Raw genomic sequence first — 23,831 nt, forward strand, 5'->3', positions numbered from 1 at the left:
CGGACTCAGCGCTGCTGCTGCCAGTCCTCGATGCCGTCGCCGTCCGCGTCCACGCCGATGCCCGTGTATCGGCGAGACGTCAACGCACCGGGCTCGAGAGCCCAGGCCGGACCGGTCAGCGGTCGCGTGGCGGCGTCGCCGTGTCGCACGTGGTGACCCCGCTCCGTGTACTCGCGAATCACGTGCGCGGGGATCCGGCGAGCGATGCCCGACACCACGCTGAGCCGCCGCGCCAGCCCGTCTGCGCCCTGACGGCCGGCCTGCCACACGTAGACCGCGCCTCCCTCGATCCGCACCGGGAGCCCCTCCACGTCCGAGTAGAGAAGTCGCTCGATCATGCGCGGGTCAATCACTGCATGGCCGTACCTGACGTCATCGCACAGCACCCGCCAGCGCCGGTTGAACTCGTGAGACTCGACGTCGATGTCCCGTCCGCCGAGCAGCGTCGCGACGGTCGCGGGGAGGTCCTGAGGCACGATGTCGAGGCGAGGCAGGGCAATCGGGAGCTCGGCGAGGGTGACCTGGTACGCCTGCACCGTGGGCGGGGAGTCGCGGTCCGGCCGCACCTCGAACACCTGGGCGAAGGTCGCACACCGCTGCCCGTTGAACGTGCCGCGGACCACCGCCTCCTGCCGGCGGGAAGTGCCCTCCGCGAACGGGAAGGAAGCGAATCGGGAGTCGTACTCGAAGGCCCTCGCGAGGTACTCCCACCCGTGGGACGCGGCGAACTCCTGGTACTCGTCGTGCAGGTGACGCGCACGGACGACGTCGTAGATCGACCACATCGCGCCGCCCACCACGACGAGCGCGGCCAGGGCGAGGATCCAGGTGGCGGCATCGCCGACCAGGATCACTCCGCCGGCGATCATCGCGATGACGATCCCGGTCCAGCGCCCATGGAGGTGGCGGATCATGGCGACACCCTACTCGCGGCCAGCGGGCACGGGAAGGCGCCGAGAATCAGGACAGGCCGAGGTCCTCCAGGCCGAAGAGCGACAGGTACGGCAGGCCCTCTGCTTCGATGCGCTCTCGCGCCCCCGTGTCGCGGTCGACGATCACCGCGACCGCGGCGACGGTCGCTCCCGCCTCCCGGATCGCCTCGACGGCGGTCAGCACCGAGCCGCCTGTGGTCGAGGTGTCCTCGACGGCCACGACGGTGCGGCCAGCGATGTCGGGCCCCTCGATGCGGCGCTGAAGTCCGTGCGCCTTGTTCTCCTTGCGCACGACGAACGCGTCCAGGTCGAGGCCCCGCGAGGCTGCGGCGTGGAGCAGGGCGGTCGCGACTGGGTCGGCGCCCAGGGTGAGGCCACCGACGGCGTCGATGTCTGCCGGGCCGAACCCGGCCACCTCGAGATGATCGAGCAGCACGTGCCCGACGAGCGGCGCCGCACGGTGATGCAGAGTGATGCGACGCAGATCGACGTAATAGTCGGCCTCCTTGCCGGAGGCGAGCGTGATGTGGCCGTGCACCACGGCGAGGTCGGTGATGAGGTCGCGCAGCTGCTCGCGCGGAGTGCCAGTGGTCATGCGGTCAGGGTACCGGCGACGCTGGGGTGCGGCCGATGCGCCGGCAGGGTCGAGGGCGGCTCAGCCGCGGCGCAGCGAACCCGAGCGGCGAGTGGCGGACTTGGGAAGCATGCGCAGCAGCCCCACTCCGGCGGAGTAGCGCAGGCTCGGGGTGACCACGACGGCTTTGCGGCGCACGCCCGCGAGCGCGGCCTCGACCACCGCTTCCGACGTGATCCACGCCGCATCGGGGTACTCGCTCTTCATGTATTCGAGGTCCGGGCCGTCGTGGAACTCCGTGCGCACCAATCCGGGCACCACCGCCGTGGCGGACACTCCCGTGCCGTGCAGTTGACCGGCGAGCGCCTCGGTGAAGTCGCGCACCCAGCGCTTGTGCGCCGCATAGGTGCTGTTCGCCAGATGCGCGGCGACGGAGGAGACGTTGAGAATCGCGCCGTGGCCGCGTGCGGTCATGGCCTTCGCCGCGACCTGCGACAGTCGCAGCGGCGCCGTCACCATCACGTCCAGCGCCGCCTTCTCCTCGTCCCAGGCGGTGGACAGAATGCCGCGGCCGAGCCCATAGCCGGCGTTGTTGACGAGCAGGCTCACGGGGGCGTCCTCGTCGGCGAGCCGTGCGGCGACGGCCTCCAGTCCGTCCTCCGTGGCGAGGTCCGCGACGAGCACCTCGGCATGGACGCCGGCGGCGCCCCGGATGGTGTCGGCGAGCTCGGAGAGTCGGTCTCGGTCGCGAGCCACGAGAACGACGTCGTGTCGCGCCGTGGCCAGCTGCCAGGCGAACTCCTCGCCCAGCCCCCTGCTCGCGCCGGTGATCAGTGCGGTAGCCATGCCTCCCAGCGTACGCCGCACGCAGACCAGGGAATCGCGGTGCCGCGCCGTCCGCGCATCGGCCGCATCGCTCCCGGTAGCGTGGGGCCATGCGCCTCGCCACCTGGAATGTGAACTCCGTCCGCGCCCGTGCCGACCGCGTCGTGGACTGGCTTCAGCGCTCGGATACCGACGTGCTGGCGATGCAGGAGATCAAGTGCAAGCCCGCGCAGTTCCCGCTCGCGGCGTTCGAGGCCGCCGGCTATGAGGTCGCTCTCCACGGTCTCAACCAGTGGAACGGCGTGGCGATCGCTTCTCGCGTGGGCCTGTCCGATGTCGAGACGCAGTTTCCGGGCCAGCCCGCATTCGGCAAGCCGGGCGTCGAACCGCTGGTCGAGGCGCGAGCGATCGGCGCCACGGCAGGCGGCGTGCGTGTCTGGAGCCTGTACGTCCCCAACGGCCGCGGCCTCACCGACCCGCACTATGCGTACAAGCTGGAGTTCCTGAACGCGCTGCGCGAAGCCGCCGCCGAGTGGAAGGACCGACCGACCGCCCTCGCAGGTGACTGGAACGTCGCGCCGAGCTCCGAGGACATCTGGTCGGAGGAGGACGCGGACGCCGCGACCCACGTGTCGGAGGCCGCCCGCGAGGCCTTCTCCTCGTTCGCCGACGCCGGGTACGTCGAACTGTCACGGCGCTACCTGCCCGAACCGCACACCTACACCTTCTGGGACTATCAGCAGCTGCGGTTCCCGCGCGGCGAGGGCATGCGTATCGACTTCATCTACGGGTCGCAGCCGCTCGCAGATCTCACCACCGGCGTGTCGATCGTGCGCGACGAGCGCAAGGGCAAGGGCGCCTCCGATCACGTGCCGGTCGTCGCAGAGATCGACGCGCCGTGAGCGGCGACTTCGCACCGCCTCCAGGGCCCAGTCACGCCCCCGAGCCCACGTCCCCGCGGGGCGGAGCGCCCGCATCGGCCGATGCGCAGGGCAGCCCCCGCCCACGCAGCCTGCTGCGCTCGGGCAAGGGCGTGGCCGTCGCCGCCTGGATCGCGATCGGCGCGGGACTCGCACTCCTGGTCGGGATCTCGTGGTCGGCGGCGCTCGCATGGTCCGATCGCGAGCTCACCGCAGCCGAGATCGGCGCCACGGGCGACCTGCACCCGCTGCAGATGGTGCCGGGCATGTGCCTCGACGGGGTGGGAGATGATGGCGCGGTCGGCGGCGCCGCCGTCGTGCCGTGCGACGCGCCGCACGGGGCCGAAGTGTTCACATCCGTGACGTTCTCCGTCGCGAGGTTTCCCGGTCATGACCAGATCGAGGCAGAGGCGCTCACGCTGTGCGGAGACCGCATCGATGGCCTGGTGCCGGAAGGCTCGTCATGGGTCGCCTGGGCGCCGTCGGAGTCCTCCTGGGCGCGGGGCGACCGTGTCGCGTTATGCATCGCGGTGTTCGACTCTCCCCGCGACGAGCCGCTCAGCCCCGCAGGCATCGACGCTGTGGATGTCGACGAGCCCGTCAACGACGGTCAGGACGCCTGAGCGGTTCCGCACGGCCCGGTCACTCGGAGGTGCGCGCGCCTGATCACGCCGCCGTGATGCGGCCCGACAGCGGGGCGGGCTGGCGAGGGGCGGGCTGGCGAGCGGAGATCGCGGCGTGGACCGCGGTGTCACCCACGGCCGCCAGCCACTCGAGCAGGTTGGCAGGCGCGGCCGGGTTCCCCGCGATAGTCGCGCGGATCTCCGGATGGCAATAGGCGATGCTCGCCAGCTCTTGGGGACTCGCGCTGGGGTTCGCGGCGCGGGCCCGCAGGAGTCCGTGTGACCGCTCCTCGCGAGCGTCCCCTGGGTCGAGGGGCGGCACGAAGGCCGGAGAGCGACGCACGTGCCCCAACGACGGTGGCTCGCCGGGGAGCCGGCGGGATCGGGAGATCGCATCACGTGCCAACACGCCGAGGATGATGACCGGGACGACCGGCACGACCCACACCAGAGGCGGGTAGCGGACGTCCTCGATCCTGGCCAGGAGTGCGGCGGACCCGACGAACGCTGCGGCGCCGATGGCAAACGTCGCGCGTGACATCGAGGTGAGTTCCACCCCTGGTAGGAGCGAGGACGCCACGATGGCCAAGAACAGGAAAGCAGTGATGACTAGGACGAACTCCTCCGCCGACCAGTACATCGCTTTCCTCCCGGGCCGAGTGGCAGGAAGAGCGCAAACTCTCCCGACCTCGTCACCGAGCCTGGCATCGACGAACCGGCACCGGTATCCCCGTTTATGGGGGGTCAAGGTGAACATCAGGTAAACAACCACCGCGCGGCGACGGCGCCTCACGCCCCGACACGGCGCTATCGTGGGCACGTCGCACGGCAATGAGGGGAGCGTGAGATGGAGGCGCAGCGTCGCATCGCGCTCGTGGAGGACCACGCCCTCATCGCACGCGGCTTCTCCGATCTGGTGGCACAGGCTCCCGACCTCGACCTGGTCGCCGCCGTGGGTTCCGTCGCCGAGCTGTGCGGGATCGACCCGCCCCCCACGCTCGTCGTCCTCGATCTCAGACTCGCGGATGGCTCCCACCCCGCCGCCAACATCGCGACCATCCACGCGCTGGGCGCCTACGTCCTCATTCACACGGGCGGCGAGGATCGGGCTCTCGTGCAGGCCGCGGCGCGATCCGGTGCGCTCGGGCTCGTGCGCAAGTCCTCCGACCCCGAGACCCTGTTGACGGCGATCCGGCGCGCCGTCCGGGGCGAGGCGGTCTTCAACACGGATTGGGCCTCCGCGATCGACTCCGATGCGGATCTGGCGAACGCCAGACTCTCAGACCGCGAGCAGGCGGTGCTGAGCATGTACGCGTCCGGGGAGACCGCCGCGTCCGTCGCAGCCGAGCTCGGCATCACTCGCGACACCGTCACCGACTACGTCAAGTCCATCCGCCGCAAGTACGGCAGCGTGGGGCGAGAAGCGACGTCCCGCGTGGACCTGTACCGGCGTGCCGTCGAGGACGGCATCCTCGAGTGAACCCCGAGGCCCACTCCGCCCGGGAGCGCATGGAGCGCGTGGTCTACACCGCGTCCGGCGTCGGCGCGATCGTGTTCGGAGCGCTGCTGGCGTCCGGCCCCAGTGGATTCATCCAGCAGCGCACACAGCTCACGCCGTGGTTCTGGTCCGCGTCTCTGACGTTCGCCGTGCTGGTCCCGATGTCTCTCATCCTCGTCACCCGCGTCTCCGTGGCGGCGGCGCGAATCGTGGCCCGCACCGCGGTGATCGGGTTCGTGGCATCGCAGCTGCTCTGGGTCCCGGCCATGACGGTGCCCACCCTCGCGGATTCCGGCGATCCGTGGCTGCAGGGCATCAACGCCCTGCCGTCGACCCTGGCGGTGGTCGCCTGGCGCACTCGCTGGGCATGGTCGGTTCCCCTCATGCAGGGGCCGATCGTGGCGATCGTGCAGATCCAGGCAAGCTCGTCTCCCGCCCTCGACGCGGTGCTCAACGGCCTCGGCGCGACGCTGTTCTGCTCGATCCTCGCTGGCACCGCGAAGGCGGTGGTGCGCGCCGCCGACCTTCAGGACGACGCAGCCGAGCGCGCGCGTGCGCAGGCATCGATCGATGCGCGACGCCGCACGAGGGAGCGCGAGCTGGGACGCATCGACGCCATCGTCCACGACGACATCATGTCCGTGCTGGTCACCGCGTCCCGGCCCGACGCCCCACCCACGCTCGCCGTGCAGGCGAAGCGCGCCCTCGACGCCGTCACCGAAATCGCGTCTCCCGAGCGCGATGCGCCCACGGACTACACACCGAGCGAGGTCGTCGCGCTGCTGCGCGCCACGGCCAGCGAGGTGGTTCCCGAGCTCGACCTCGATTACGAGCTTCGCGGCGGCGCCAGCGTCCCCGGCGCGGCCGTCGCGGGGCTCGCGGAGGCGCTCGCGGAGGCGCTGCGCAACGCCACCAGGCACGCAGGAGAGGGTGCCACCATCCGCGCCACGGCGGCGGTGGACGATGACGCCGTGGTGGTCACGGTCGAGGACGACGGCCGCGGCTTCGATCCCCAGACCGTGCCCCCAGCACGGTTGGGAATCCGAGTGAGCATCGAGGACCGCATGTCCGCCGTCCCCGGCGGGGCGGCCTCGATCGCGTCGCGGCCAGGCAGCGGCACATGGGTCACTCTGATGTGGACGCGCCCATGACCGCCACCAAGCCGCAGACGCCACTCGAGCGCTCCGACGTCAGCAAGCTGCTGTTCCTCGACACCACACCGGCACGGTTTCTGGTGGTGCTGTTCGTCGTGTCGAACGCGGTGTTCACCGTCACGACCGCCCATGTCCTCGCTCACCCCAGTGCCGCGTACGTCGCGATGCTGATCGTGAGTGCCACGGCAGTGCTGCTGGTGCGCACGCACCCCGATCCGTTCCCCGCTCGCGACACCGCGGTCGTGATCGCGGCGGTGGTGATCTCGAGCGTGATGATGGCCTACGCGCTGCCCGATGAGGGGGACCTCGGACGAGCAACGTGGCACCTGGGCTCCAACACGTGGCTGCTGTTCTTCGTCGCCGTGCGACGCCGCGCATGGTTCGCATGGCTCGGCATGGCTCTCATGGCCGCCATCACCGCCGCCTGGGGCGCATCCGCGGGCCGCGGAGCCTTGACCGGCATCACCATGCTCGACACCCACATCGGCATCCTGCTGGTGGGCACGCTGTTCGCGCTCATCCTGCGCCGCACGTCGGCCCGGATCAATGCGCTCAACGAGAGGTCGGTGTCCTCCGCCGCCGACGCTGCGGCCACGGACGCGGCCCGGCAGGTGCGCCGCGCCCGCGTCACCGAGCTCGCGGAGGTGGCCGTGCCACTCCTCGAGCGGATCGCGGCGGGGAAGGCCGCCGATGATGACCTGCGGAAAGAGTTCTCGCTCACCGAGGCGCTGCTGCGCGACAGCGTGCGCGGCCGCTCGCTGGCCGTGCCCGCCGTGGTGGACGCCGCCACCCAGGCTCGCCGACGTGGGGTGGAGGTGACGATCCTCGATGACCGCGGCTCCGCCCCCAGCGACGGCGCATCGCTGAGCCGCCTCGTCGACGCGATCGTGATCAGCGTGACGCGCGCCCACGGCGGTCAGGTGACGGTCCGACTCCTGCCCGAGGGCAGGCCGACCGCCTTGACGATCGTGGCGGCGGATGGCGACGAGGTGGACCGAGTGACGCTCGCCGAGGATGGCTTCCCCATCGCGTCACTCGGCGGCGACGGGCGAGGGCACTGACTACCGCAGCGCCTTGGCCTTGAGCGCCTCGTACTCGGGCGGAGTGATCGCTCCGGCGTCGAGCAGCTCCTTGGCCGCACGGATCTGACCAGCAGGCCCTCCAGCCTCGTCGATCAGACCCTTGGTGTAGTCGACCTGCGCCTCGCGGATCGCGTGTGCCGCCGCGACGTCACGCTGCGCCATCCCCTTGCCACGCGCCAGCAGGTAGACGATGCTGCCGAGCACCGGCACCACCACGATGAAGATCAGCCAGCCGGCCTTTCCCCACCCGCTCAGGTCGTGATCGCGGAACACGTCCATGATGATCCTGATCACGATCACGAAGAACGTGATCATCACCATGATCCACAGGGTGAACAGCAAGATCGACACGAAGTTCTCGAAGAAATCCATGGCAGCCCCCTTGGCCGATGTCGGCGCCGGGACGGTCCGGCGGGCCGAGGTCAGCGCCGATGACTATACGGTAGCGACCAGCGACGATGCGCGCGCGGCGAGAATCGATCGCTACCCGAGCACGAGAGCTCGGAGCGTCGTCAGCGGCACCATGCCGTGGCGCAGCACCTGATCGTGGAACTCCCGGATGTCGAACTCCGATGCAGGTTCGGCCTCTCGCCTGATCGCCTGGATCTCGCGGCGCCCGATCATGTACGCGAGCGCCTGGCCGGGAAGTCCGATGTAGCGATCCACCTCTGCGGTGATCTGGTGAATGCTCAGCGGGCAGTGGGCGGCCATGTAGTCGATCGCCTCTTGGCGCGTCCACCGGAGCGCGTGCAGCCCCGTGTCGACCACCAGGCGGCAGGCGCGCAGCGAGTCCGCGGCCAGCATGCCCACGCGGGAGAGGTCCGACGTGTAGAGCCCCATCTCGTCGGCGAGCCGTTCGGTGTACAGGCCCCAGCCCTCGAGGTATGCCGTCACGTTCAGGTGTCGCAGCACGGGATGCAGCGTGGTGGACTCGGTGTGCAGCGCGAACTGCAGGTGGTGACCCGGAATCGACTCGTGGTAGGTGATCGCCTCGAGTTCGTAGGTCGACCACGCGCTTGGATCGGCCGCGTTGAAGAAGAACTCGCCCGGCTTGGAGCCATCGGCCGACGGCGCCGAGTAGAACGCCACGGGCCCCGAGGTGATGGCGACCGCGACGCATTCGGAGCGCGGGAGGTGCGCGAACCACTCCGGCGCGGCCTCGTTGGCGCGCTCGAGTGCGCGCGTGGCGTCCCGAACGATGTCCTCTCCCGAGCGGTAGTGCATCTCCTCATCGTCACGCAGGCGCGCGTAGATCTCCGCGTTGTCGGTGGTCCCGAGCAGCGGCCCGGCGAGCTCGCGATACTCCTCCTCGAGCGCGGTCACCACCTCGAGGCCCAGCTGGTGAACCTCGGCCGGTTCCAGCGGCAGAGTCGTGTGCGCCCACACCAGGTCGCGATAGTGCTCGAGGCCGCCCTCGAGATGGACCAGTCCGGGGTGGTCGTCGTCGCGACCGCGCTCGGCCAGCGCTCGCAGCGCCTCGACATAGCGGCGCAGCGCTGGCCGCACCTCCTCCTCGACGATGCCCGCCAGCCGACGCGACCAGCCATCCGGGTCGCTGGACTCGACGGGAGGCGCCTGAGCCGTCAGCGCGTCGCCCGCGGCCACCGGGGTGGCCATGTATGCGTCGAGCGCATCGGCCGATGCGCTGAGGTGGCGGGTGAGCGCCACGCGCCCATCGAGCGCCGCCGCCTGCAGCGCGGCTACCAGGTCGTCCACGAGAGGGGCGAGGCCGCTCATCTTGCGCAGGTACTGCTCACCGTGCTCGTCGGTGCGCAGCGGGAAGCGGCTGATGAAGACCATGGCGAGGGGGATGAGGCCCATCGCGGGGTTGACCGCCTGCAGTTCGGCATCCCACGTGAGCTGATGCGCCTTCGACCTCGCGGTGAAGGCGATCGAGTCCCGAAGAGCCAGCTGCATCGGGTCTCGCTCGTCGATCTCCAGCGCGTCGGCGCGGTCACCGAACTCGCGCAGTCGCTCCTGTCTGTCCGTCACCGCGTCGGGCGCCACGGCCTCCCAGTGCTCGAGCTGTTCCAGCGAGCAGTCCCAGAGGTGTCGGTTGATGTCAGTGGTCTGCCGGTACGCGTAGTACTCGTCTGCGAGGGTGAGGAGAGCGCTCATGCCGACGACTCTAATAGCGACGCGGGCCCGGTGCGTCAGGGCCACCAACGACGAAAGCTCCTGCCGCAGGAGCGGCAGGAGCTTGAGTCATGAAGCGCGCCCGGAGGGATTCGAACCCCCAACCTTCTGATCCGTAGTCAGATGCTCTATCCGTTGAGCTACGGGCGCACGGCCGCGCGGGCCGAGTCACGAGTATACAGCCTCGCCGAGCGCCGCCCGTCCGTGGGTGATCGCTCGTTCTCGTGGCGGAGACGGTGGGATTTGAACCCACGGATGGGTTACCCCATCACATCCTTAGCAGGGATGCACTTTCGGCCGCTCAGTCACGTCTCCCGATTGGTCCTGGACAGCGTACCGGTCGCACGGCACGTGGAGCAAAGCGGCCGATGCGGGAGGAGAGTCGGCCCCTACTCGTGGCTGAGCAGACGTTCAGCCAGGCTCTGCACGACCAGCGAAGCCGTGCCGGCACGAGTGACCAGCAGCACATCGCGGGTCATCTCAACTGCCAGCGGACGCTCGACGACACCGTCGTGCGCACGCGACTCACCGGTGCGCGGCACGCAGGCGATGGCGAGCCCTGCGTGCACCAGCGCAATCTGGGTGGCGTGGTCGGCCACGAAGTGACGCACATCGATGTCCACGCCGTGACGCCGCATCTCCTGATCGATTGCGCGGTGCGCGTCGGAGCCGGCCGCACAGGTCGCCCACCGCTCGCCGGCGAGTTCCCGCGGCTCGATGCTGCCCCGTGCAGCAAGTCGATGCGAAGCAGGGAGAGAGATCGTCACCGCCTCGCGGCTGAGTCGTCGAACCTGAACGGACGCCGGAAGAGACGTCGGTGCAGTGCTCCACGATTCGGCCAGGACGACATCGACACGGCCAGCCACCAGAGACGCCACGTGAGCCGAGGTCTCTCCGTCCTCGACGGTGACTCGCACCCGTGGGTACTCCTCTTCAAAGATGGGAAGTCGAGCACTCAGCACCGTTCGAATCACAGAGGCGATGGCGGCCACGCGGACCTCGCCGGTCAACGTCCCGCCTCGGTGCAGCTCGTTCTCAGCGCTCTGCATGAGCCCTCTCATGCGACGGGCATAGTCCGCGAGCAGCTTGCCCTCGTCGGTGAGGCGTATGCCACGGCCGGCCGGCACAACGATCGAGACGCCTGCCTCCGCCTCGATCCGGCGCAGCTGTTGCGATATCGCCGGGCCCGTCAGGTGCAGCACCACCGCAGCTTCGCCGACCGAGCCCGTGCGAGCGACGGCGTCGAGGACTCGCAGCCGGTCCCAGTTCATTCTCATCACACATACCTATCATTACTGGGTTGATCTGCGAACTAGTGTTGATCAATAGTCACCGCCTAGCATCGCCCGGTGCCTGCAATCGACCGCCCCGCCTCGACGCCTGGGCCCGCTGTCAGCGGGGTCGCCATCGTGATGGGCGCACTCTGCCTGTCGTTCACTGCGATCGTGGTGAAGGTGGCAGGCGTTGACGCCGCGACCACAGCCGTCCTGCGATGCGCGCTGGCGCTTGTGCCGCTGCTTCCACTTGCCCTTCGCGAACGCCGCCGTCGAGGCGCGCTGTCGGTCCGTGGCATGTGGTGGGCCCTCGCCGCTGGGGCGGCGCTCGGCCTCGACTACGCGGCATGGACGGCATCGATCTATCACGTGGGCGCCGGAATGAGCACGGTGCTGATCAACGTGCAGGTGATCGTCCTCCCTCTGCTGGCCTTCGCCGTCGACCGGGAGCAGGTGCCCCGCCGCTTCCTCGCCATGACTCCCGTCATGCTCGGGGGAATCGCACTAGTGGGCGGCGTGGCGGGCGGCCCCACGACGGTGACGAGCGTGACGGGCACCACTCTGGGCGTCGCCGCCGGCGTGGGATACGCGATCTATCTCTTCCTCACGCGACGCACATCGCGGGTCGAGCCTCGTCGGGCAATCCAACAACTCACCTGGGCCACCGTGGCCGCGACCGTCGCCGCCGCCGTCGTCGCTCCGCTGTCAGGTGGAGTCAGCGTCTCGGGAATCAGCCCTCGACAGTGGTGGCTGCTGGCGACGCTCGCGGGCGTGGGGCAAGTGCTGTCATGGCTGCTGATCCACTACGGGAGTGCTCGGCTGACAGCCGCGCGGACATCCGCGCTCCTGCTCACACAACCGATCCTCGCCGTCGCCCTTGCGGCAGTGATTCTGGGCGAACACCCCACAGCACTCCAGCTTGCAGGCGTGGTCCTCGTCCTCTGCTGCGTCGCGGTCGTGACCGACGTGTGGCGCACGAGGCGACCATGACTGCCGGACAGGAGTTCCATAAGCCTGCTAGCCGACAGTGAGTGCCTGACAGGTGGAGCGGAGAGTGCGGGATTCGAACCCGCGGAGGCGGGTTACGCCTCAACAGTTTTCAAGACTGTCACCTTCGGCCGCTCGGTCAACTCTCCTCGGCGCGCGTTACGCGCCAGCGGTGCCATTGTGCCAGCCCTGAGGCAGTCCGGGTGAGACCACCGCCAGCTCGTACAGCTCGGCGGCCTGGGCGAACTCGGCGTCGTACGTCGCGACGGTGTCGATCGCGGGGTGAGCCACAGCGGCGCCCAGGTGGAGCGCAGCAAACGGCTTCAGCACTGCGGCCGCGTGCGTCGACACGGACACGTTCTCGTCAGAGAAACGGATCACCGGGATGGTGCGCCGCACCTGATCGACGATGTCGTAGGCGTGGCCCTTGGTCTCGCGCGGGAACAGCTCCGCGGCCTGACGCAGTTCGGTGAGCCCCAACTGGGTCATCGCGACGTCGTCGATGCGCGGCACCGCCCAGGCGTTCCATTCATCGAAGAACTTCACACCCGGCAGGAACCTGCAGAGCGCAGAGCCGTCGAGGTAGATCACAGCGTCCAGACTATCCCCGTGCCGCCTGCGCGGACTGCCAGCCGATGCGCACGCGCCGTTGCGCACGCATCGGCCGTCTGGGTGGGGACTACTTCGAGAGCTGGCGCATGGCGAGCTGGACCACCGCGATCAGCGCCTGCTTGGTCGCAGCCTTCTCGCGGGCATCCGTGTACATGATGGGTGTTCCCTCGGGGATGCCGAGCGCCTCACGGACATCCTCGAGCGTGTGCCGAGCGACGCCGTCGAAGCAGTTGACGCACACCACGAACGGCACGCCGCGGCCCTCGAAGTAGTCGACGGCCGGGAAGCACTGGTCGAGGCGCTCAGTGTCGACGAGCACCACGGCACCGATGGCACCGCGCACCAGGTCGTCCCACATGAACAGGAACCGGTCCTGGCCAGGAGTGCCGAACAGGTACAGCCACAGCGAGCCGGGCAGCGCGATGCGCCCGAAGTCCATGGCGACCGTGGTGGTCGTCTTGCGGTCGGTCACGCCTCCGGCATCGTCGATGCCGATGGACTTCTCCGTCATCGCCGCCTCAGTGTTGAGGGGGTCGATATCGGAGATGGAACCGATGAACGTGGTCTTGCCCACCGCGAAGCCGCCAGCGATGACGATCTTGACGACGGTGGGGGCGGTGGGAGACGCGGGGTTTGCGACCGCCGCGTCAGAGGGCTGCGATGCCATCAAGGACACTCTCCAGAAGGCTCAGGGATAGGCCACCGGACTCGTCGTGGGTCGACTTGTCATCGGCCGTTCCGCCGGTGTAGATCGTCAGATAGTTGTCTTCAGCAAGATCCGTCACCAGCACGCGGACCACTCCGAGCGGAAGCCGGGTGTGGGCCGAGAGCTCGGCGATGGATTGATATTGACCTGCAGCGAGCTGCAGGATCTTCTTCTTCTCGGGGGTCAGCCCCTTCAAAGTCTGTGGGTCGGAGCGGGCTTCGACGAGCGCCTCCATGGGGAGGGTCGTGCTCGCCGCGCTCACACGGCCGCCCGTGACGGCGTACGGACGGACCGCGTAGGTCTCCTCGTCGCCCAGCGGCGTCATCGAGTCTGTCATCGCGGCCGTCCCTCCTTAGGAACGCAGGTGACCGTCTGTCGGCAGGTTCTGGCGCATCTCGGTGATGAGCTGCGGCGTGAGGGCGTTCTCGGTGCGCGAGACGAGCAGGGTCATCTCGTAGCCGACCAGGCCGACGTCGCACGTCGAGTCTGCAGCGACCGCGAGCACCGAGCCGTTGGAGACGCTCATGAGGAACAGGAAGAGCTCGTCCATCTCGATGATCGACTGGCGCACCTCGCCTGCCTGGAGCTGACGTGCGGCGCCACGAGTGAGGCTCGCCATCCCGGACACGACGGCGGCGAGAGTGTCGCCTCCCGTGCGGTCGAGGTTCTTGGACATCGCCATGAGCAGTCCATCCGCGCTCACCACCAGCGTGTGTCGCGTCCCGGGGACTGTCTGGACGAAATTGTCCAGCAGCCATCCGAAGTTGGTGGCCTCGGTGCTGAGCTCGGTCACTGCGTCTCCTTGCATTGGCCGCTCCGGGGACGGAGCGAGTTCTCGATGGTGGGGATGGTACTCGCGAAGGCTCTCATGAGTCGGAGGCCTCCGCAGGCTCGGTCTGGCGCTCGAAGGCCGCAACGTCGTCGCGCGCCCTCTTCGTGCCCGAGTAGAAGGAACTGAAGCGACTGCGTACCGCATCGGCATCCCGGTCCGCGGGCGCCAGCGAGGCGTCCTCCTGGATCGGAGTGACCTCGACCGGGTCCGCATTGGTGGGACGGCGACGCTGCAGGCCCGCACGGGTCTTCTCGACCTTGGGCCGCTCCGCCGCGAGCGAGCTCAGCTCTGAGAACACCGCACTGGTGAGATCCGCGCCGCCCATGTCATCGCCGCCATTGTCAGGCTGGATCACCGGCTGGTAGGTGGTGGCGCCTTCGGGCTCGGCCGCCTGGAGAGCACTGGCTCCCGCAGCCTCCCATCCGGACGCCTTCGCGAGCTCGTCAGGGCTGTACGCCGTGGCGCTGGAGTCCGAGGGCGGCTCGGCCGAGTTCACGGTCTGAGACGCGTCCCAGGCGTTGGCCTCGGGGCTCGCTCCGACATCGGGCTGGAACGACTGCGGTGCGGCAGACGGGGGCTCAGCGGGGACGGTGGGCTCGGCTCGCTCCCACGGTGCGGGTGCCTCCGGCTGAGGCGCGGACTGCAGCCACGGTGCGGACGCGGACGGCTCCGGCTGGGCGGCCTCGGGAGCCGGCGAGGAGGCCTCGGGCGCGAACGATGTCGGCGCGGGCTCCCACGGGGCGGGGGCGGAAGCGCTGCTCGGCGCCTCGCTCTCGGGGGCCGATGCGGGTTCGGGGGCCGACTGCCACGACGACGGCTGCACCACGGGCTCCGTCATCGGCAGGTACCCGCCCGGTGCCGGGGTCGACGGCGCGCTGGACGCGGATCGAGCGGCGTCCGTGGCCGCCCACGGCGCAGCGGGAGCGCCAGCGCTCGCGGCCGTGCCCGGTTCCGCGGCGGAGTCGCCGCGGCGGCCCCTGCCGAACAGCCGTGAGAAGAATCCCGGGCGCTGCTCGGTCTCATCGTCGACGGCGCTCTGAATCAGCTCATCGAGGCTGGGGTTTCGCTCGGACTCGGACGCGGGCTCGCCGCCCCACGCCGCGGCGGGAGCGTCGCTCGGAACGGCGCCTTCGACGGGCGACGCGGCCTGCGGCTCTCGGGGCGCATCCGCCACAGGAGCGTCATGGTCGATGGGTGCCTGCGGGCTCGCCATGAATCCGGGAGCAAACGCCGCGTCCTCAGCAGGCGCGTCGCCCTGCGTGGGCTCCGCGAGCCACGGCTGATCGGCGGCGCTCGGGGCGGAGGGCGTGTCGTACGCGCCGGGCGCCTCGTACGGAGCGGGAGCGTCGTGCACGCCAGGGGCGTCGTAGGCGCCGGGGGCTTCGTGCGCCACGGGTGCGTCATACGGCGTGGGCGCGAACGGGTCAGCAGCGTCGGCGTGGTCCGTGCTCGGCGCGTCATAGGGGGACCCGGCGTGAGGAAGCTCGTCATCGACGAGCGAGACCTGCTCGACGCCACCATAGGGAGCGGGCTCGTACGACGGCGCGGGGGCCTGGTACTCATCCTCATCCGCCTCGAGAGACGGCACGACGAACGGTCCCGGGTCGACGGCCGGGGCCGGTGCACCAGCCTCCTCGGGCGCGTCGTCGTACTCGAACACCGGGGTGTCGACAGGAGTCGGCTCAGGGGTGGCGGCGGGGGACGGCGTGACATCCACCTTGGGCATGCGGAAGACGGGCAGCGACTCGGCCGCATTCGGCGCGGACGGAGCGTCCACGCTCGCGATGGTGTCGTGCGAGTCCGGGACGTCGGGCTCGAAGGCGGGTGCGGCGGCACTCTCGGCCTCGACGTCCGCCGGCCCTCGGTCGCGGCGTGAGAAGAACGCGGCGGCCCCTGCGGCGCCGGCGACCTCGGCCGTGTCGGCGTGAGGCGCGGAGTCGGCGGTGTGGCCCGCGTCGGGGGCGACGGCATGATCGGTCGCGAGCTCATCGGGCTCGAGCTCGGGGGCGGGCATCGGCTCGCGTTTGGGCAGCTCTGGCCCGAACGAGGCCTGGGGAGACGTAGCCGCCTCCTGCTCGGTCTCGCGACGAGAGCGGAAGCCGCGGAACATCGAGGAGCGCTGCTCCGGCGACTGCGGGGTGACCTCTGTCGGCGAGATGGCGGGCGTGAACCCGCCCGCCTGCTCCGCCTCGAGAGCAGACAGCTGGGCATCGGTCGCCCGGGCGGGCAGACCCACGATGGACGCCCGTTCCCGCTGGGCGTCCGCGGGCGACGGGGCCTCGCGGCGACGGCGTGCCGGGAGCCCCGACGCCGCAGCACCGCTCGTCAGGTCCTCGGGGTTGGTCGCCTCCGCCACGGGCGCGCTGGCCGCGTCGGCGGCGATGAGAGCGTCGATCGAGTCGCGCTCGGGCTCGCCGGTGCTCCCGCGTCCCGCGAGGCTGACGCCTTCCTCGACCGCCGTCGGCGTGTACGCGTCGACCCGTGCTCCCTCGCGCTCAGGAAGGCGCGTGGTCTCGGTGATCTCCTCCGCCTCGTCGTGGGTGACGAGGGCGGTCGGGGCGTGCAGATTCTGGTCGACGGCGGTGGACGACAGGTGGTGCGGCGCGGGGGCCTCCTCCTTCGCGAACAGTGCCCGCGGCATGGTGACCGTCGCGAGCGTGCCTGCGCCTTCCTCAGACTTCAGCTCCACTCGAGCACCCACGCGGCGCGCGATGCGCCCGACCACGAACAGTCCCAGTCGCTGGGCACCGAGGATCTCCGATGCCGCGGTGGAGGCGACGCGCGCGTTCGCGGCATCGAGTTCCTTCTCGGTCATGCCGATGCCGGAGTCCTCGATCTCCACCACGTACTCATCGCCGCGCTCGAAGGTGCGGACCACGACGGCGCTGCCGGGGTCGGAGAACACCGTCGCGTTCTCGAGCAGCTCCGCGAACAGGTGCGCCGCCGTCAGGGCGGAGTGGCCAAGCATGGCGGGGTCGGCGTCAAGTTCGAGCTGGACTCGCTCGTACAGCTCGATCTCGGACGATGCGGTGCGGACCACGTCGGACAGCGGCATGGGGCGACGCAGTCGGCGTCCGGTGTCGATGCCTGCGAGCACCAGCAGCGACTCGGAGTTCCGTCGCATTCGCGTCGCGAGGTGGTCGAGGGCGAACAGCTTGGTGAGAGTCTCCTGGTTGTCCTCGGAGCGCTCCATCTCGTCGATCGAGGACAGCTGACGGTTCAGCAGCACCTGGTCGCGGCGAGCGACATTGACGAACATCTCGGAGATCGAACCACGCAGCGCGGCCTGCTCGCCGGCGATCGCGAGGGTCGCTGCGTTGACGCCGTTGAACGCCTCGGCCAGTCGTCCCACCTCGTCGCGGGACTCCACGGGGATCTGCACCTCGGAGACGTCGACGGTCTCACCGGGGATCGCGACGCGCTCCACCAGTCGAGGCAGTTCCTGCCGCACCGCGGTGGCGGTCGTGGTCAGGCGTCGCAGCGGTCCGATGATGCGACGCGCGATCACGAGCGCGATCACGAGCGACACGATGATGACCGCGACGATCGCGACGATCGTGACGATCGTCGACAGCAGCGCATTCTGCGCGTTGCTCGAGGCACCGGACTCCACACGCGACCACATGTCCTCGCGGAGAGGCTCGTAGACACGGAGCTCATCCGCCACCACGCCGCTCCAGTCGGCCGTGCGAGCGGTGAACAGCGAGGAGTCCAGGCCAGTGAGCACCTGGGTACGAACGGAGGCGAACGTGGTCGCCTGGTCCGTGTCAGAGCCGAAGGGGGGGACCTCATCGGCCCCCGAGATGCCTGCGGACGCATCCTGCGCCTCCGCGAGCGCGATGTCAGTCGCGGTCGCCATGGTGCGCGCCTGCGCGGCCTCGCCAGGGAGGAACCGTCCCGCCCGGATGAGTCGCTGGAACACGACCTCTTCGTGCTTGACGTTCTCGACCAGGGTGTCGAGGTCACCGTACGCCTGCACGGTCGACACGAGTTCACGGTCGGCCATCGCGACGGCCACGTCGTCGGACGAGGACACGATGGTCTCGATGATGCCGGTGTAGAAAGCCGTCAGCGACACGGGGCCCGTCCCCAGCGACCGCGCGTCAGCGCGGATCTCGGGCATGGACGCGACCGCGTCCTCCCCTTCGAGGAGCGCTGCGACCACCTGAGTGTTCTCCTCGCTGCCGCCGAGCGCGGCGGCCGAACCGCGCAGTGCCTCGACGCCTGCGTCGACGCTGGCGGCTGCAGCCTCCATCGGCTCCACGTAGGCGAGGGGCTCGGTGAACAGGCTCGTCGCGAACTCGCTCTCGACATTGAGGCGGAACGCCAGCGCTGAGAGCAGCGTCGACAGGCCCAGGTCCTCGGAGAGCGACTCGTCGAGCGCGTTGACGCCTTCCACTGCGGCGGCATAGCCGGCCTGCATCGACGCGATCGCGTCCTCGGCGGGGAACACTGCCCAGCCGCCGGACTCCTCTGTCGCCGGGGCGATCTGGAGCGCGCGCTCGGCAGTCATGTACGAGGTGCCGTCGCGTCCGATCGCCGCGTTCAGCTGCGCGCGGATCGCCTCAGGGTCCTCGGCGCCCGATTCGGTGATGGCCGTGTCGAGGCTGGTGAGCGCGGTGTCGGTGAACCCGTACGCCTCGTTGAGCTTGCTCTCCGTGTCCTGCGCCACGTGGACGAAGTTCGCGGTCGCAGCACGCTCGTCCTGGAGGTCGGCTCTCAGGGTGCGGGCGCGGTCGAGCGTGTCGATGAGCGCTTCGGCATTGCGTGCCGAACTCAGGTCCTGCAGGGAGCCGAAACCGATGAACCCGGCCGCCAACACCAGCACCAGAATGGGCACCGCGACTACCGCGAGGAGTTTCCCGCGGATACCTAGCCTCTGGAGCATCTACTCTCTCCCTCATGAGCCGCCACGACTGTGGCTTCCGAACGCCGGACACGCTACACAGCGTGAGGACTCCACAGTTATCGGCCGCCCCGCCGAGAACCTGTAATCCTAGGACTCGCTATGGACAGAGACGCTACAGCGGCCCGACTATGACGTGAAGAAACGGGGGTAATGGTGTGAGAATCGCCACTTCGCACGGATTCGGCGGACCAGAGGTGCTCACGATCGGGGAGGCTCCCTCCCCGCAGGTGGGGACTCACGACATCCTGATCCAGGTGCGTGCCGCAGGCGTCAACCGAGCAGACCTCCTGCAGCGCGAAGGCCGCTACCCGTCACCCCCGGGCGCTCCGCCGTGGCCGGGGCTCGAGGTCGCCGGAGTGGTGGCCGAGATCGGGGACGCGGTCACTCGCTGGCAGGTCGGAGACGAGGTGTGCGCGCTGCTGCCGGGAGGAGGCTACGCGGACCAGGTCGCCGTCGACGCCGACCTCGCGCTCCCCGTCCCAGATGGACTGACCATGGTGGAGGCGGCCGGACTCGTCGAAGCCGCCTGCACCGTGTGGTCCAACCTTCACGAGGCCGATGCGCGGGCTGGCGAGCGCGTGCTCGTGCACGGCGGCTCTGGCGGAGTGGGCCACATCGCGATTCAGATCGCCGCGGCGCTGGACATGGAGGTGTGGGCGACCGCGGGCGGTCCGGAGCGAGCCGCGCGGTGCGCCGCTCTCGGCGCCCGTGCGATCGACTATCGCGCCGACGACTTCACGACGGTGATGACGAACGCCGGTGGCGCAGACGTGATCCTCGACGTCGTCGGCGGCGCGTACCTCGCGCGCAACCTCGAGGCGCTCGCGACAGGGGGCAGGCTCGTCGTGATCGGGATGCAGCGCGGCGCGCGCGCGGAGCTCGACCTGGGCCGACTGCTCATGATGCGGGCGCGCATCATCGGCACCACGCTCCGGTCGCGACCGCTCGCGGAGCGCCAGGCGATCGTCGCGGCAGTGCGAGAGCACGTGTGGCCCCTCGTGCCGGGCCAGGTGCGGCCGATCATCCACGTCACCGAGCCGCTCGAGAGCGCCGCCGACGCGCATCGGGCGCTCGACAGCGGTGACGTGTTCGGCAAGGTCGTGCTGACGACCGACCCCTGATACCCGACCGCGCTCGTCGATGGGCCGGCTGGCCCGGCGACGCCGGTGCGGATCGGGTCAGTGCAGGTTGCCCGCCGCAAGCGAGGCCGCGAGCGCCGGTGAGGCCGGCAGGCGCGGGATGAGGGTGGCCTGGAGGGCGTGGTAGATGTCCGCCTTGCCTTCCCACACCGTGCGCGATACGCGGTTGTCGGTCCCCAGCTCGTGCCACCACGAGCCGCCTTCCCGGTCCAGGTGGTGCTCGCCGACGTAGTCCCACCAGCGCTGGTACTGCTCCGCATAGGCGGGCAGGCGCGTCACCTGCCACAGGACGGCGGCCGCGCCGATCGCCTCGGCCGCGACCCAGTGCATGCGCTCACGGACCACGGGGCGGCCCTCCCAGTCCACGGTGTAGACGAAGCCGGTGGCGCCGTCGACGCTCCAGCCCTCGCGCACCCCTGCGTCGTAGAGGGCGCAGGCATCCTCGCGCATCCACTCCGGGTGGGCGAGCCCGGACTGTTGGAGCGACGCCGCCAGCTGCAGCGTGAGTCTCGCCCACTCGAACCAGTGACCGATGGTCGCGCCATAGGGCCGGAAGGGGTGCGCGGGCGAGTCCTCGTTGTACGACAGCACCGGCTCCCAGTGGGCGTCGAAGTGCTCGGGCAGGCGCCAGTCGTTGCCGCGGGCGTAGACGTGAACGGCGCGCTCGGCGATGCGCAGGGCGCGCTGCAGCAGTTCCTTGTCCCCGGTGACGTCCGCAGCAGCGAGGTATGCCTCGAGCGTGTGCATGTTCGCGTTGATGCCGCGGTAGTCCTCCTCGCCGGACCAATCCCGCGCGAAGGCCTCCCGGCTCATGCCGGCCTCGTCGTCCCAGAAGTGCTCGGTGTGGATCGCGATCGCCTCGTCGAGCAGCTCACGGGCCTCGGGGCGCCCGGCTGCCGTCGCCGATGCGGCGGCGAGGATCACGAACGCGTGGCCGTACGCCTCCTTCGCGGTATTGGTGGGGCCGTCCGGACCCACCGCGGCGAACCAGCCGCCGTGCTCGTGGTCGCGCAGCCGACCACGCAGCGCGTCGAGGCCGTGATCGACGAGCGCGGTCGCACCCGGTCTCCCCATGAGCGTCGCGAGCGCGAAACTGTGAGTCATGCGGCACGTGATCCATAGCTCCACGTCGTGGCTCTCGACGAGTTCGCCCGCCTCATCAAGCCAGCCGAACCCTCCACTGGGATCCGCGCTGCCGGCACCGAATTCCAGGAGGCGGTCGGCCTCCGCCTCGAGCCAACGATGGTGGGCAGGGGTTGTGAGCCACGTCATGACACGAGCCTAGGGGGTCGTGCAGTTCAGGAGGGAGTGCCGCGTCGGAGCGGGAGCGGTCCGCCTGGAATCGATGGCGGCTAGAGAACCGCGAGTCGGTCCGGGTCGATGAGTCGTTCCAGGAGCGGCAGGATGCCGTCCTCCTCGACCGAGCCCAACACCTCATTGGCGACATCGCGCACGTGTTCTGGCGCGGTCGCCATCGCAGCGGAGTGCCCGGCCCACCGGAGCATCTCAGTGTCGTTGTTGCCGTCGCCGGCCGCGACGGTGTGATCCGGGTAGACCCCCAGCTGCCGTCGCAGCGCCTCGAGCGCCGAGGCCTTCGACACGTTGGGCGGGGTCAGATCGAGCCACGCGGAGTACCCCACCGCGTACGTGACGTCGGAGAGCCCGATGCGGTGGACGAGGTCGTCGAAGTGGCTCACATCCACGCCGGGGGCGCGGATCACGACCCGGGTCGCCTCTCCGTGCGCCAGGTCGTCGAAGTCGTCGACCACCCGCTGGCGGCCCACGAGCTCGCCCATCGGGAACTCGCGGTTGACGCGGAAGCCGACGCCGAGGTCTTCGACCGCGAAGAAGGCGTCGGGCATCTCCTCCCGGATCAGCTCGAGAGCGGCGCGGGGGTCGAAGGTGACCGTCTCGACGATGTCATAGCCGCCAGGGCTCGCGGGATTGAGACGGATGGTCACGGCGCCGTTCGAGCACACCGCCCAGCCACGCCGGATGCCGAGCGCCTGCGCGACGGGCATGGTGCCGATGATGTTGCGCCCGGTCGCGAGGATCACGTGGTTGCGGCACATGCGCACCTGCTCCACCGCGCGGACCACGGCCGGAGTGATGTCGCCGCCCCAGTGCATCAGCGTGCCGTCGATGTCGAGCCCGACCAGTCGCCACGCGTCGTTGTCGAGAGGGGGTCGAAGCTGGTCGGGGGTCTGGCTCATGCGACGAGCCTACGACGGGCACCCAACGCCGAAGTGAACGCGCGCCCGCTCAGGCCCGAGCACGGCGCGGCCGATGCGCGGTTCGGGTCGGGCCGAGCGGCCGGGGTCAGGCGACGGGCTCCAGGCGCTTGAGGCCACCCAGATAGGGGCGCAGGATCTCGGGGACGTGAACGCTGCCATCGGCCTGCTGGTGGTTCTCGAGCAGCGCCACGATCCACCGCGTGGTGCCGATGGTGCCGTTGATGGTCGCGACGGGCGTGGTGCCGTTGTCCCCACGTTCGCGGATCGCGAGCCGGCGCGCCTGGTACGTCGTGCAGTTCGACGTGGACGTGACCTCCATCCAGCGCTCCTGGCTGGGGAGCCATGCCTCGCAGTCGAACTTGCGCGCCGCCGAGGACCCCAGGTCGCCGGCGGCGGTGTCGATCAGTCGGTACGGGAGCTCGAGAGCCTGCAGCATGCGCTCCTGGATCTCCAGGAATCGCGCGTGCTCCGCCGCGGCATCGGCCGCCGTGACGTAGCTGAACATCTCCACCTTGTGGAACTGGTGCACGCGGATGATGCCGCGGGTGTCGCGGCCGGCGGAGCCAGCCTCGCGGCGGTAGCACGCGCTCCAGCCGGCGTAGCGGAGCGGACCGCTGGACAGGTCGAGGATCTCGTCGGTGTGATAGCCCGCGAGCGCCACCTCAGAGGTTCCCGTGAGGTACAGGTCGTCGCGTTCGAGGTAGTAGATCTCGTCCGCGTGGGCCCCCAGGAATCCGGTGCCGGCCATGGTCTCAGGGCGCACCAGCGTGGGCGTGATCATGGGCGTGAAGCCCGCGTCCTGAGCGATCCCCATGGCGGCATTGAGGATCGCGAGCTCGAGCCGCGCGCCGACGCCGGTGAGGAAGTAGAAGCGGGCGCCGGAGACCTTCGCGCCGCGCTCCATGTCGATCGCGCGCAGCCTCTCGCCAATCGCGAGGTGATCCTGCACCTCGACGCCCTCGGCGCCGAAGTCGCGAGGCTCGCCCTCCTGGCGCAGCACCGTGAAGTCGTCCTCGCCGCCGCTGGGCACTCCGGGCTCGGGGATGTTGCCCAGTGACCGGGCGAGCTCGACGGCCCGGGCGGCGGCCGCATCGGCGCTCGCCTGAAGCTCCTTGACCTGGCCGGCAAGCTGCTTGGTGCGGACCAGCAGCTGCTGCTTCGCGTCGCCAGACGCCTGGGCGACCTCCTTGCCGAGCGCCTTCTGCTCGGCGCGGCGGGCCTCGAAGTCCGCGAGGGCGGCGCGGTGGGTCGCGTCCGCGTCGAGCACCTGGTCGACCACGGTCGGGTCCGCCCCGCGAGAACGCTGGGATTCCCTCACGACGTCGGGTTCGGCACGCAGCAGCTTGAGGTCGATCATGCCCGCGAGTCTAGCCGCGGGAGCGTAGGCTCAGCCC

General features: G+C 69.9%; 22 protein-coding genes and 3 tRNA genes. 7 read left to right on the forward strand and 18 right to left on the reverse strand.

Annotated features, from left to right (window positions below; translation table 11 throughout):
• Nucleotides 1–5: 5 nt before the first annotated feature.
• The 3 genes from AOP72_RS12220 to AOP72_RS12230 are packed head-to-tail and all read right to left on the reverse strand — an operon-like array spanning nt 6 to nt 2,352.
• The gene (locus AOP72_RS12220; protein WP_062137573.1) at nt 6–914 is read right to left on the reverse strand and encodes a hypothetical protein; all 909 of its coding nucleotides are present in this window, start codon (nt 912–914) and stop codon (nt 6–8) included.
• A gap of 46 nt (nt 915–960) precedes the next feature.
• Complete coding sequence (pyrE, locus tag AOP72_RS12225) at nt 961–1,527, reverse strand: orotate phosphoribosyltransferase (RefSeq protein WP_062137576.1); 567 nt, start codon at nt 1,525–1,527, stop codon at nt 961–963.
• 60 nt (nt 1,528–1,587) lie between these two features.
• Nucleotides 1,588–2,352, reverse strand: coding sequence for an SDR family NAD(P)-dependent oxidoreductase (locus tag AOP72_RS12230; protein WP_062137579.1), 765 nt, complete (start codon nt 2,350–2,352; stop codon nt 1,588–1,590).
• A gap of 89 nt (nt 2,353–2,441) precedes the next feature.
• Between AOP72_RS12230 and AOP72_RS12235 the strand changes: the two genes are divergently transcribed.
• On the forward strand, nt 2,442–3,233 hold the full coding sequence (locus AOP72_RS12235) for an exodeoxyribonuclease III (RefSeq protein WP_062137582.1): 792 nt from the start codon (nt 2,442–2,444) through the stop codon (nt 3,231–3,233).
• Nucleotides 3,230–3,874, forward strand: a complete 645-nt coding sequence (locus tag AOP72_RS12240; protein ID WP_062137587.1) for a septum formation family protein — start codon at nt 3,230–3,232, stop codon at nt 3,872–3,874. Before AOP72_RS12235 ends, AOP72_RS12240 begins: the two co-directional genes overlap by 4 nt.
• 43 nt (nt 3,875–3,917) lie before the next feature.
• Here the strand turns inward: AOP72_RS12240 and AOP72_RS12245 are convergent, their stop codons facing one another.
• Nucleotides 3,918–4,514, reverse strand: coding sequence for a variant leucine-rich repeat-containing protein (locus AOP72_RS12245; RefSeq protein WP_062137590.1), 597 nt, complete (start codon nt 4,512–4,514; stop codon nt 3,918–3,920).
• 207 nt (nt 4,515–4,721) lie between these two features.
• Between AOP72_RS12245 and AOP72_RS12250 the strand changes: the two genes are divergently transcribed.
• The 3 genes from AOP72_RS12250 to AOP72_RS12260 are packed head-to-tail and all read left to right on the forward strand — an operon-like array spanning nt 4,722 to nt 7,587.
• A complete protein-coding gene (locus AOP72_RS12250) occupies nt 4,722–5,354 on the forward strand; it encodes a response regulator transcription factor (protein ID WP_062137592.1) in 633 nt (210 codons plus the stop codon).
• The gene (locus AOP72_RS12255) at nt 5,351–6,523 is read left to right on the forward strand and encodes an ATP-binding protein (protein WP_062137595.1); all 1,173 of its coding nucleotides are present in this window, start codon (nt 5,351–5,353) and stop codon (nt 6,521–6,523) included. The genes AOP72_RS12250 and AOP72_RS12255 overlap by 4 nt, the downstream gene beginning before the upstream one ends.
• Nucleotides 6,520–7,587 (forward strand): DUF8320 family protein, encoded by a 1,068-nt coding sequence (locus tag AOP72_RS12260; protein ID WP_062137598.1) that lies wholly within the window; start codon nt 6,520–6,522, stop codon nt 7,585–7,587. The genes AOP72_RS12255 and AOP72_RS12260 overlap by 4 nt, the downstream gene beginning before the upstream one ends.
• Here AOP72_RS12260 and AOP72_RS12265 read toward each other — a convergent pair whose 3' ends face one another.
• From AOP72_RS12265 to AOP72_RS12285, 5 genes are all read right to left on the reverse strand, one after another.
• The gene (locus tag AOP72_RS12265; protein ID WP_062137601.1) at nt 7,588–7,980 is read right to left on the reverse strand and encodes an SHOCT domain-containing protein; all 393 of its coding nucleotides are present in this window, start codon (nt 7,978–7,980) and stop codon (nt 7,588–7,590) included.
• Nucleotides 7,981–8,091: 111 nt separating this feature from the next.
• Entirely contained in the window at nt 8,092–9,726 is a 1,635-nt protein-coding gene (locus AOP72_RS12270; protein WP_062137604.1) for a DUF885 domain-containing protein, read from the reverse strand.
• 95 nt (nt 9,727–9,821) lie between these two features.
• Nucleotides 9,822–9,894: transfer RNA gene (locus AOP72_RS12275), tRNA-Arg, on the reverse strand.
• Between the two features lie 75 nt (nt 9,895–9,969).
• Nucleotides 9,970–10,059 (reverse strand) — tRNA-Ser (locus tag AOP72_RS12280).
• Nucleotides 10,060–10,133: 74 nt separating this feature from the next.
• Nucleotides 10,134–11,021 carry a LysR family transcriptional regulator gene (locus AOP72_RS12285; RefSeq protein ID WP_062137606.1) on the reverse strand — a complete coding sequence of 296 codons (888 nt, stop codon included), beginning with the start codon at nt 11,019–11,021 and terminating at the stop codon, nt 10,134–10,136.
• Between the two features lie 72 nt (nt 11,022–11,093).
• Here AOP72_RS12285 and AOP72_RS12290 point away from each other — a divergent pair, with 72 nt between their 5' ends.
• Entirely contained in the window at nt 11,094–12,008 is a 915-nt protein-coding gene (locus tag AOP72_RS12290; protein WP_202965678.1) for a DMT family transporter, read from the forward strand.
• Between the two features lie 58 nt (nt 12,009–12,066).
• On the opposite strand, the gene AOP72_RS12295 is transcribed toward AOP72_RS12290, so the two are convergent.
• The 6 genes from AOP72_RS12295 to AOP72_RS12320 all read right to left on the reverse strand — a co-directional run bounded on the left by AOP72_RS12295 (nt 12,067) and on the right by AOP72_RS12320 (nt 18,995).
• Nucleotides 12,067–12,154: transfer RNA gene (locus tag AOP72_RS12295), tRNA-Ser, on the reverse strand.
• Between the two features lie 10 nt (nt 12,155–12,164).
• Nucleotides 12,165–12,596 carry a hypothetical protein gene (locus AOP72_RS12300; RefSeq protein ID WP_062137608.1) on the reverse strand — a complete coding sequence of 144 codons (432 nt, stop codon included), beginning with the start codon at nt 12,594–12,596 and terminating at the stop codon, nt 12,165–12,167.
• Nucleotides 12,597–12,684: 88 nt separating this feature from the next.
• On the reverse strand, nt 12,685–13,284 hold the full coding sequence (locus AOP72_RS12305; protein ID WP_062137613.1) for a GTP-binding protein: 600 nt from the start codon (nt 13,282–13,284) through the stop codon (nt 12,685–12,687).
• Nucleotides 13,265–13,660 carry a DUF742 domain-containing protein gene (locus AOP72_RS12310; protein WP_238581698.1) on the reverse strand — a complete coding sequence of 132 codons (396 nt, stop codon included), beginning with the start codon at nt 13,658–13,660 and terminating at the stop codon, nt 13,265–13,267. The genes AOP72_RS12305 and AOP72_RS12310 overlap by 20 nt, the downstream gene beginning before the upstream one ends.
• 15 nt (nt 13,661–13,675) lie before the next feature.
• On the reverse strand, nt 13,676–14,116 hold the full coding sequence (locus tag AOP72_RS12315) for a roadblock/LC7 domain-containing protein (RefSeq protein WP_062137616.1): 441 nt from the start codon (nt 14,114–14,116) through the stop codon (nt 13,676–13,678).
• Nucleotides 14,117–14,189: 73 nt separating this feature from the next.
• Nucleotides 14,190–18,995: a sensor histidine kinase gene (locus tag AOP72_RS12320; protein WP_062137619.1), complete on the reverse strand. Its 4,806-nt coding sequence runs from the start codon at nt 18,993–18,995 to the stop codon at nt 14,190–14,192.
• Nucleotides 18,996–19,219: 224 nt separating this feature from the next.
• On the opposite strand from AOP72_RS12320, the gene AOP72_RS12325 reads away from it, so the two are divergent.
• Nucleotides 19,220–20,185, forward strand: a complete 966-nt coding sequence (locus AOP72_RS12325; RefSeq protein ID WP_062137622.1) for an NAD(P)H-quinone oxidoreductase — start codon at nt 19,220–19,222, stop codon at nt 20,183–20,185.
• Between the two features lie 57 nt (nt 20,186–20,242).
• Here the strand turns inward: AOP72_RS12325 and AOP72_RS12330 are convergent, their stop codons facing one another.
• The 3 genes from AOP72_RS12330 to serS form a co-directional block, all read right to left on the reverse strand.
• Nucleotides 20,243–21,475, reverse strand: a complete 1,233-nt coding sequence (locus AOP72_RS12330) for an AGE family epimerase/isomerase (RefSeq protein WP_062137625.1) — start codon at nt 21,473–21,475, stop codon at nt 20,243–20,245.
• An 80-nt stretch (nt 21,476–21,555) separates the two neighbouring features.
• Nucleotides 21,556–22,416, reverse strand: a complete 861-nt coding sequence (locus AOP72_RS12335; protein ID WP_062137627.1) for an HAD family hydrolase — start codon at nt 22,414–22,416, stop codon at nt 21,556–21,558.
• 106 nt (nt 22,417–22,522) lie between these two features.
• Entirely contained in the window at nt 22,523–23,794 is a 1,272-nt protein-coding gene (gene serS, locus AOP72_RS12340; RefSeq protein ID WP_062137630.1) for a serine--tRNA ligase, read from the reverse strand.
• Nucleotides 23,795–23,831 lie beyond the last annotated feature (37 nt).

It is taken from the genome of Demequina aestuarii, assembly GCF_000975095.1.
GTDB lineage: Bacteria > Actinomycetota > Actinomycetes > Actinomycetales > Demequinaceae > Demequina > Demequina aestuarii.

Coding starts and splice junctions, on each gene's coding strand:
- AOP72_RS12220 (WP_062137573.1), bottom strand. CDS start 914: ATGATCCGCCACCTCCATGGGCGCTGGACCGGGATCGTCATCGCGATG.
- pyrE (WP_062137576.1), bottom strand. CDS start 1,527: ATGACCACTGGCACTCCGCGCGAGCAGCTGCGCGACCTCATCACCGAC.
- AOP72_RS12230 (WP_062137579.1), bottom strand. CDS start 2,352: ATGGCTACCGCACTGATCACCGGCGCGAGCAGGGGGCTGGGCGAGGAG.
- AOP72_RS12235 (WP_062137582.1), top strand. CDS start 2,442: ATGCGCCTCGCCACCTGGAATGTGAACTCCGTCCGCGCCCGTGCCGAC.
- AOP72_RS12245 (WP_062137590.1), bottom strand. CDS start 4,514: ATGTACTGGTCGGCGGAGGAGTTCGTCCTAGTCATCACTGCTTTCCTG.
- AOP72_RS12250 (WP_062137592.1), top strand. CDS start 4,722: ATGGAGGCGCAGCGTCGCATCGCGCTCGTGGAGGACCACGCCCTCATC.
- AOP72_RS12260 (WP_062137598.1), top strand. CDS start 6,520: ATGACCGCCACCAAGCCGCAGACGCCACTCGAGCGCTCCGACGTCAGC.
- AOP72_RS12265 (WP_062137601.1), bottom strand. CDS start 7,980: ATGGATTTCTTCGAGAACTTCGTGTCGATCTTGCTGTTCACCCTGTGG.
- AOP72_RS12270 (WP_062137604.1), bottom strand. CDS start 9,726: ATGAGCGCTCTCCTCACCCTCGCAGACGAGTACTACGCGTACCGGCAG.
- AOP72_RS12285 (WP_062137606.1), bottom strand. CDS start 11,021: ATGAGAATGAACTGGGACCGGCTGCGAGTCCTCGACGCCGTCGCTCGC.
- AOP72_RS12305 (WP_062137613.1), bottom strand. CDS start 13,284: ATGGCATCGCAGCCCTCTGACGCGGCGGTCGCAAACCCCGCGTCTCCC.
- AOP72_RS12310 (WP_238581698.1), bottom strand. CDS start 13,660: ATGACAGACTCGATGACGCCGCTGGGCGACGAGGAGACCTACGCGGTC.
- AOP72_RS12330 (WP_062137625.1), bottom strand. CDS start 21,475: ATGACGTGGCTCACAACCCCTGCCCACCATCGTTGGCTCGAGGCGGAG.
- AOP72_RS12335 (WP_062137627.1), bottom strand. CDS start 22,416: ATGAGCCAGACCCCCGACCAGCTTCGACCCCCTCTCGACAACGACGCG.
- serS (WP_062137630.1), bottom strand. CDS start 23,794: ATGATCGACCTCAAGCTGCTGCGTGCCGAACCCGACGTCGTGAGGGAA.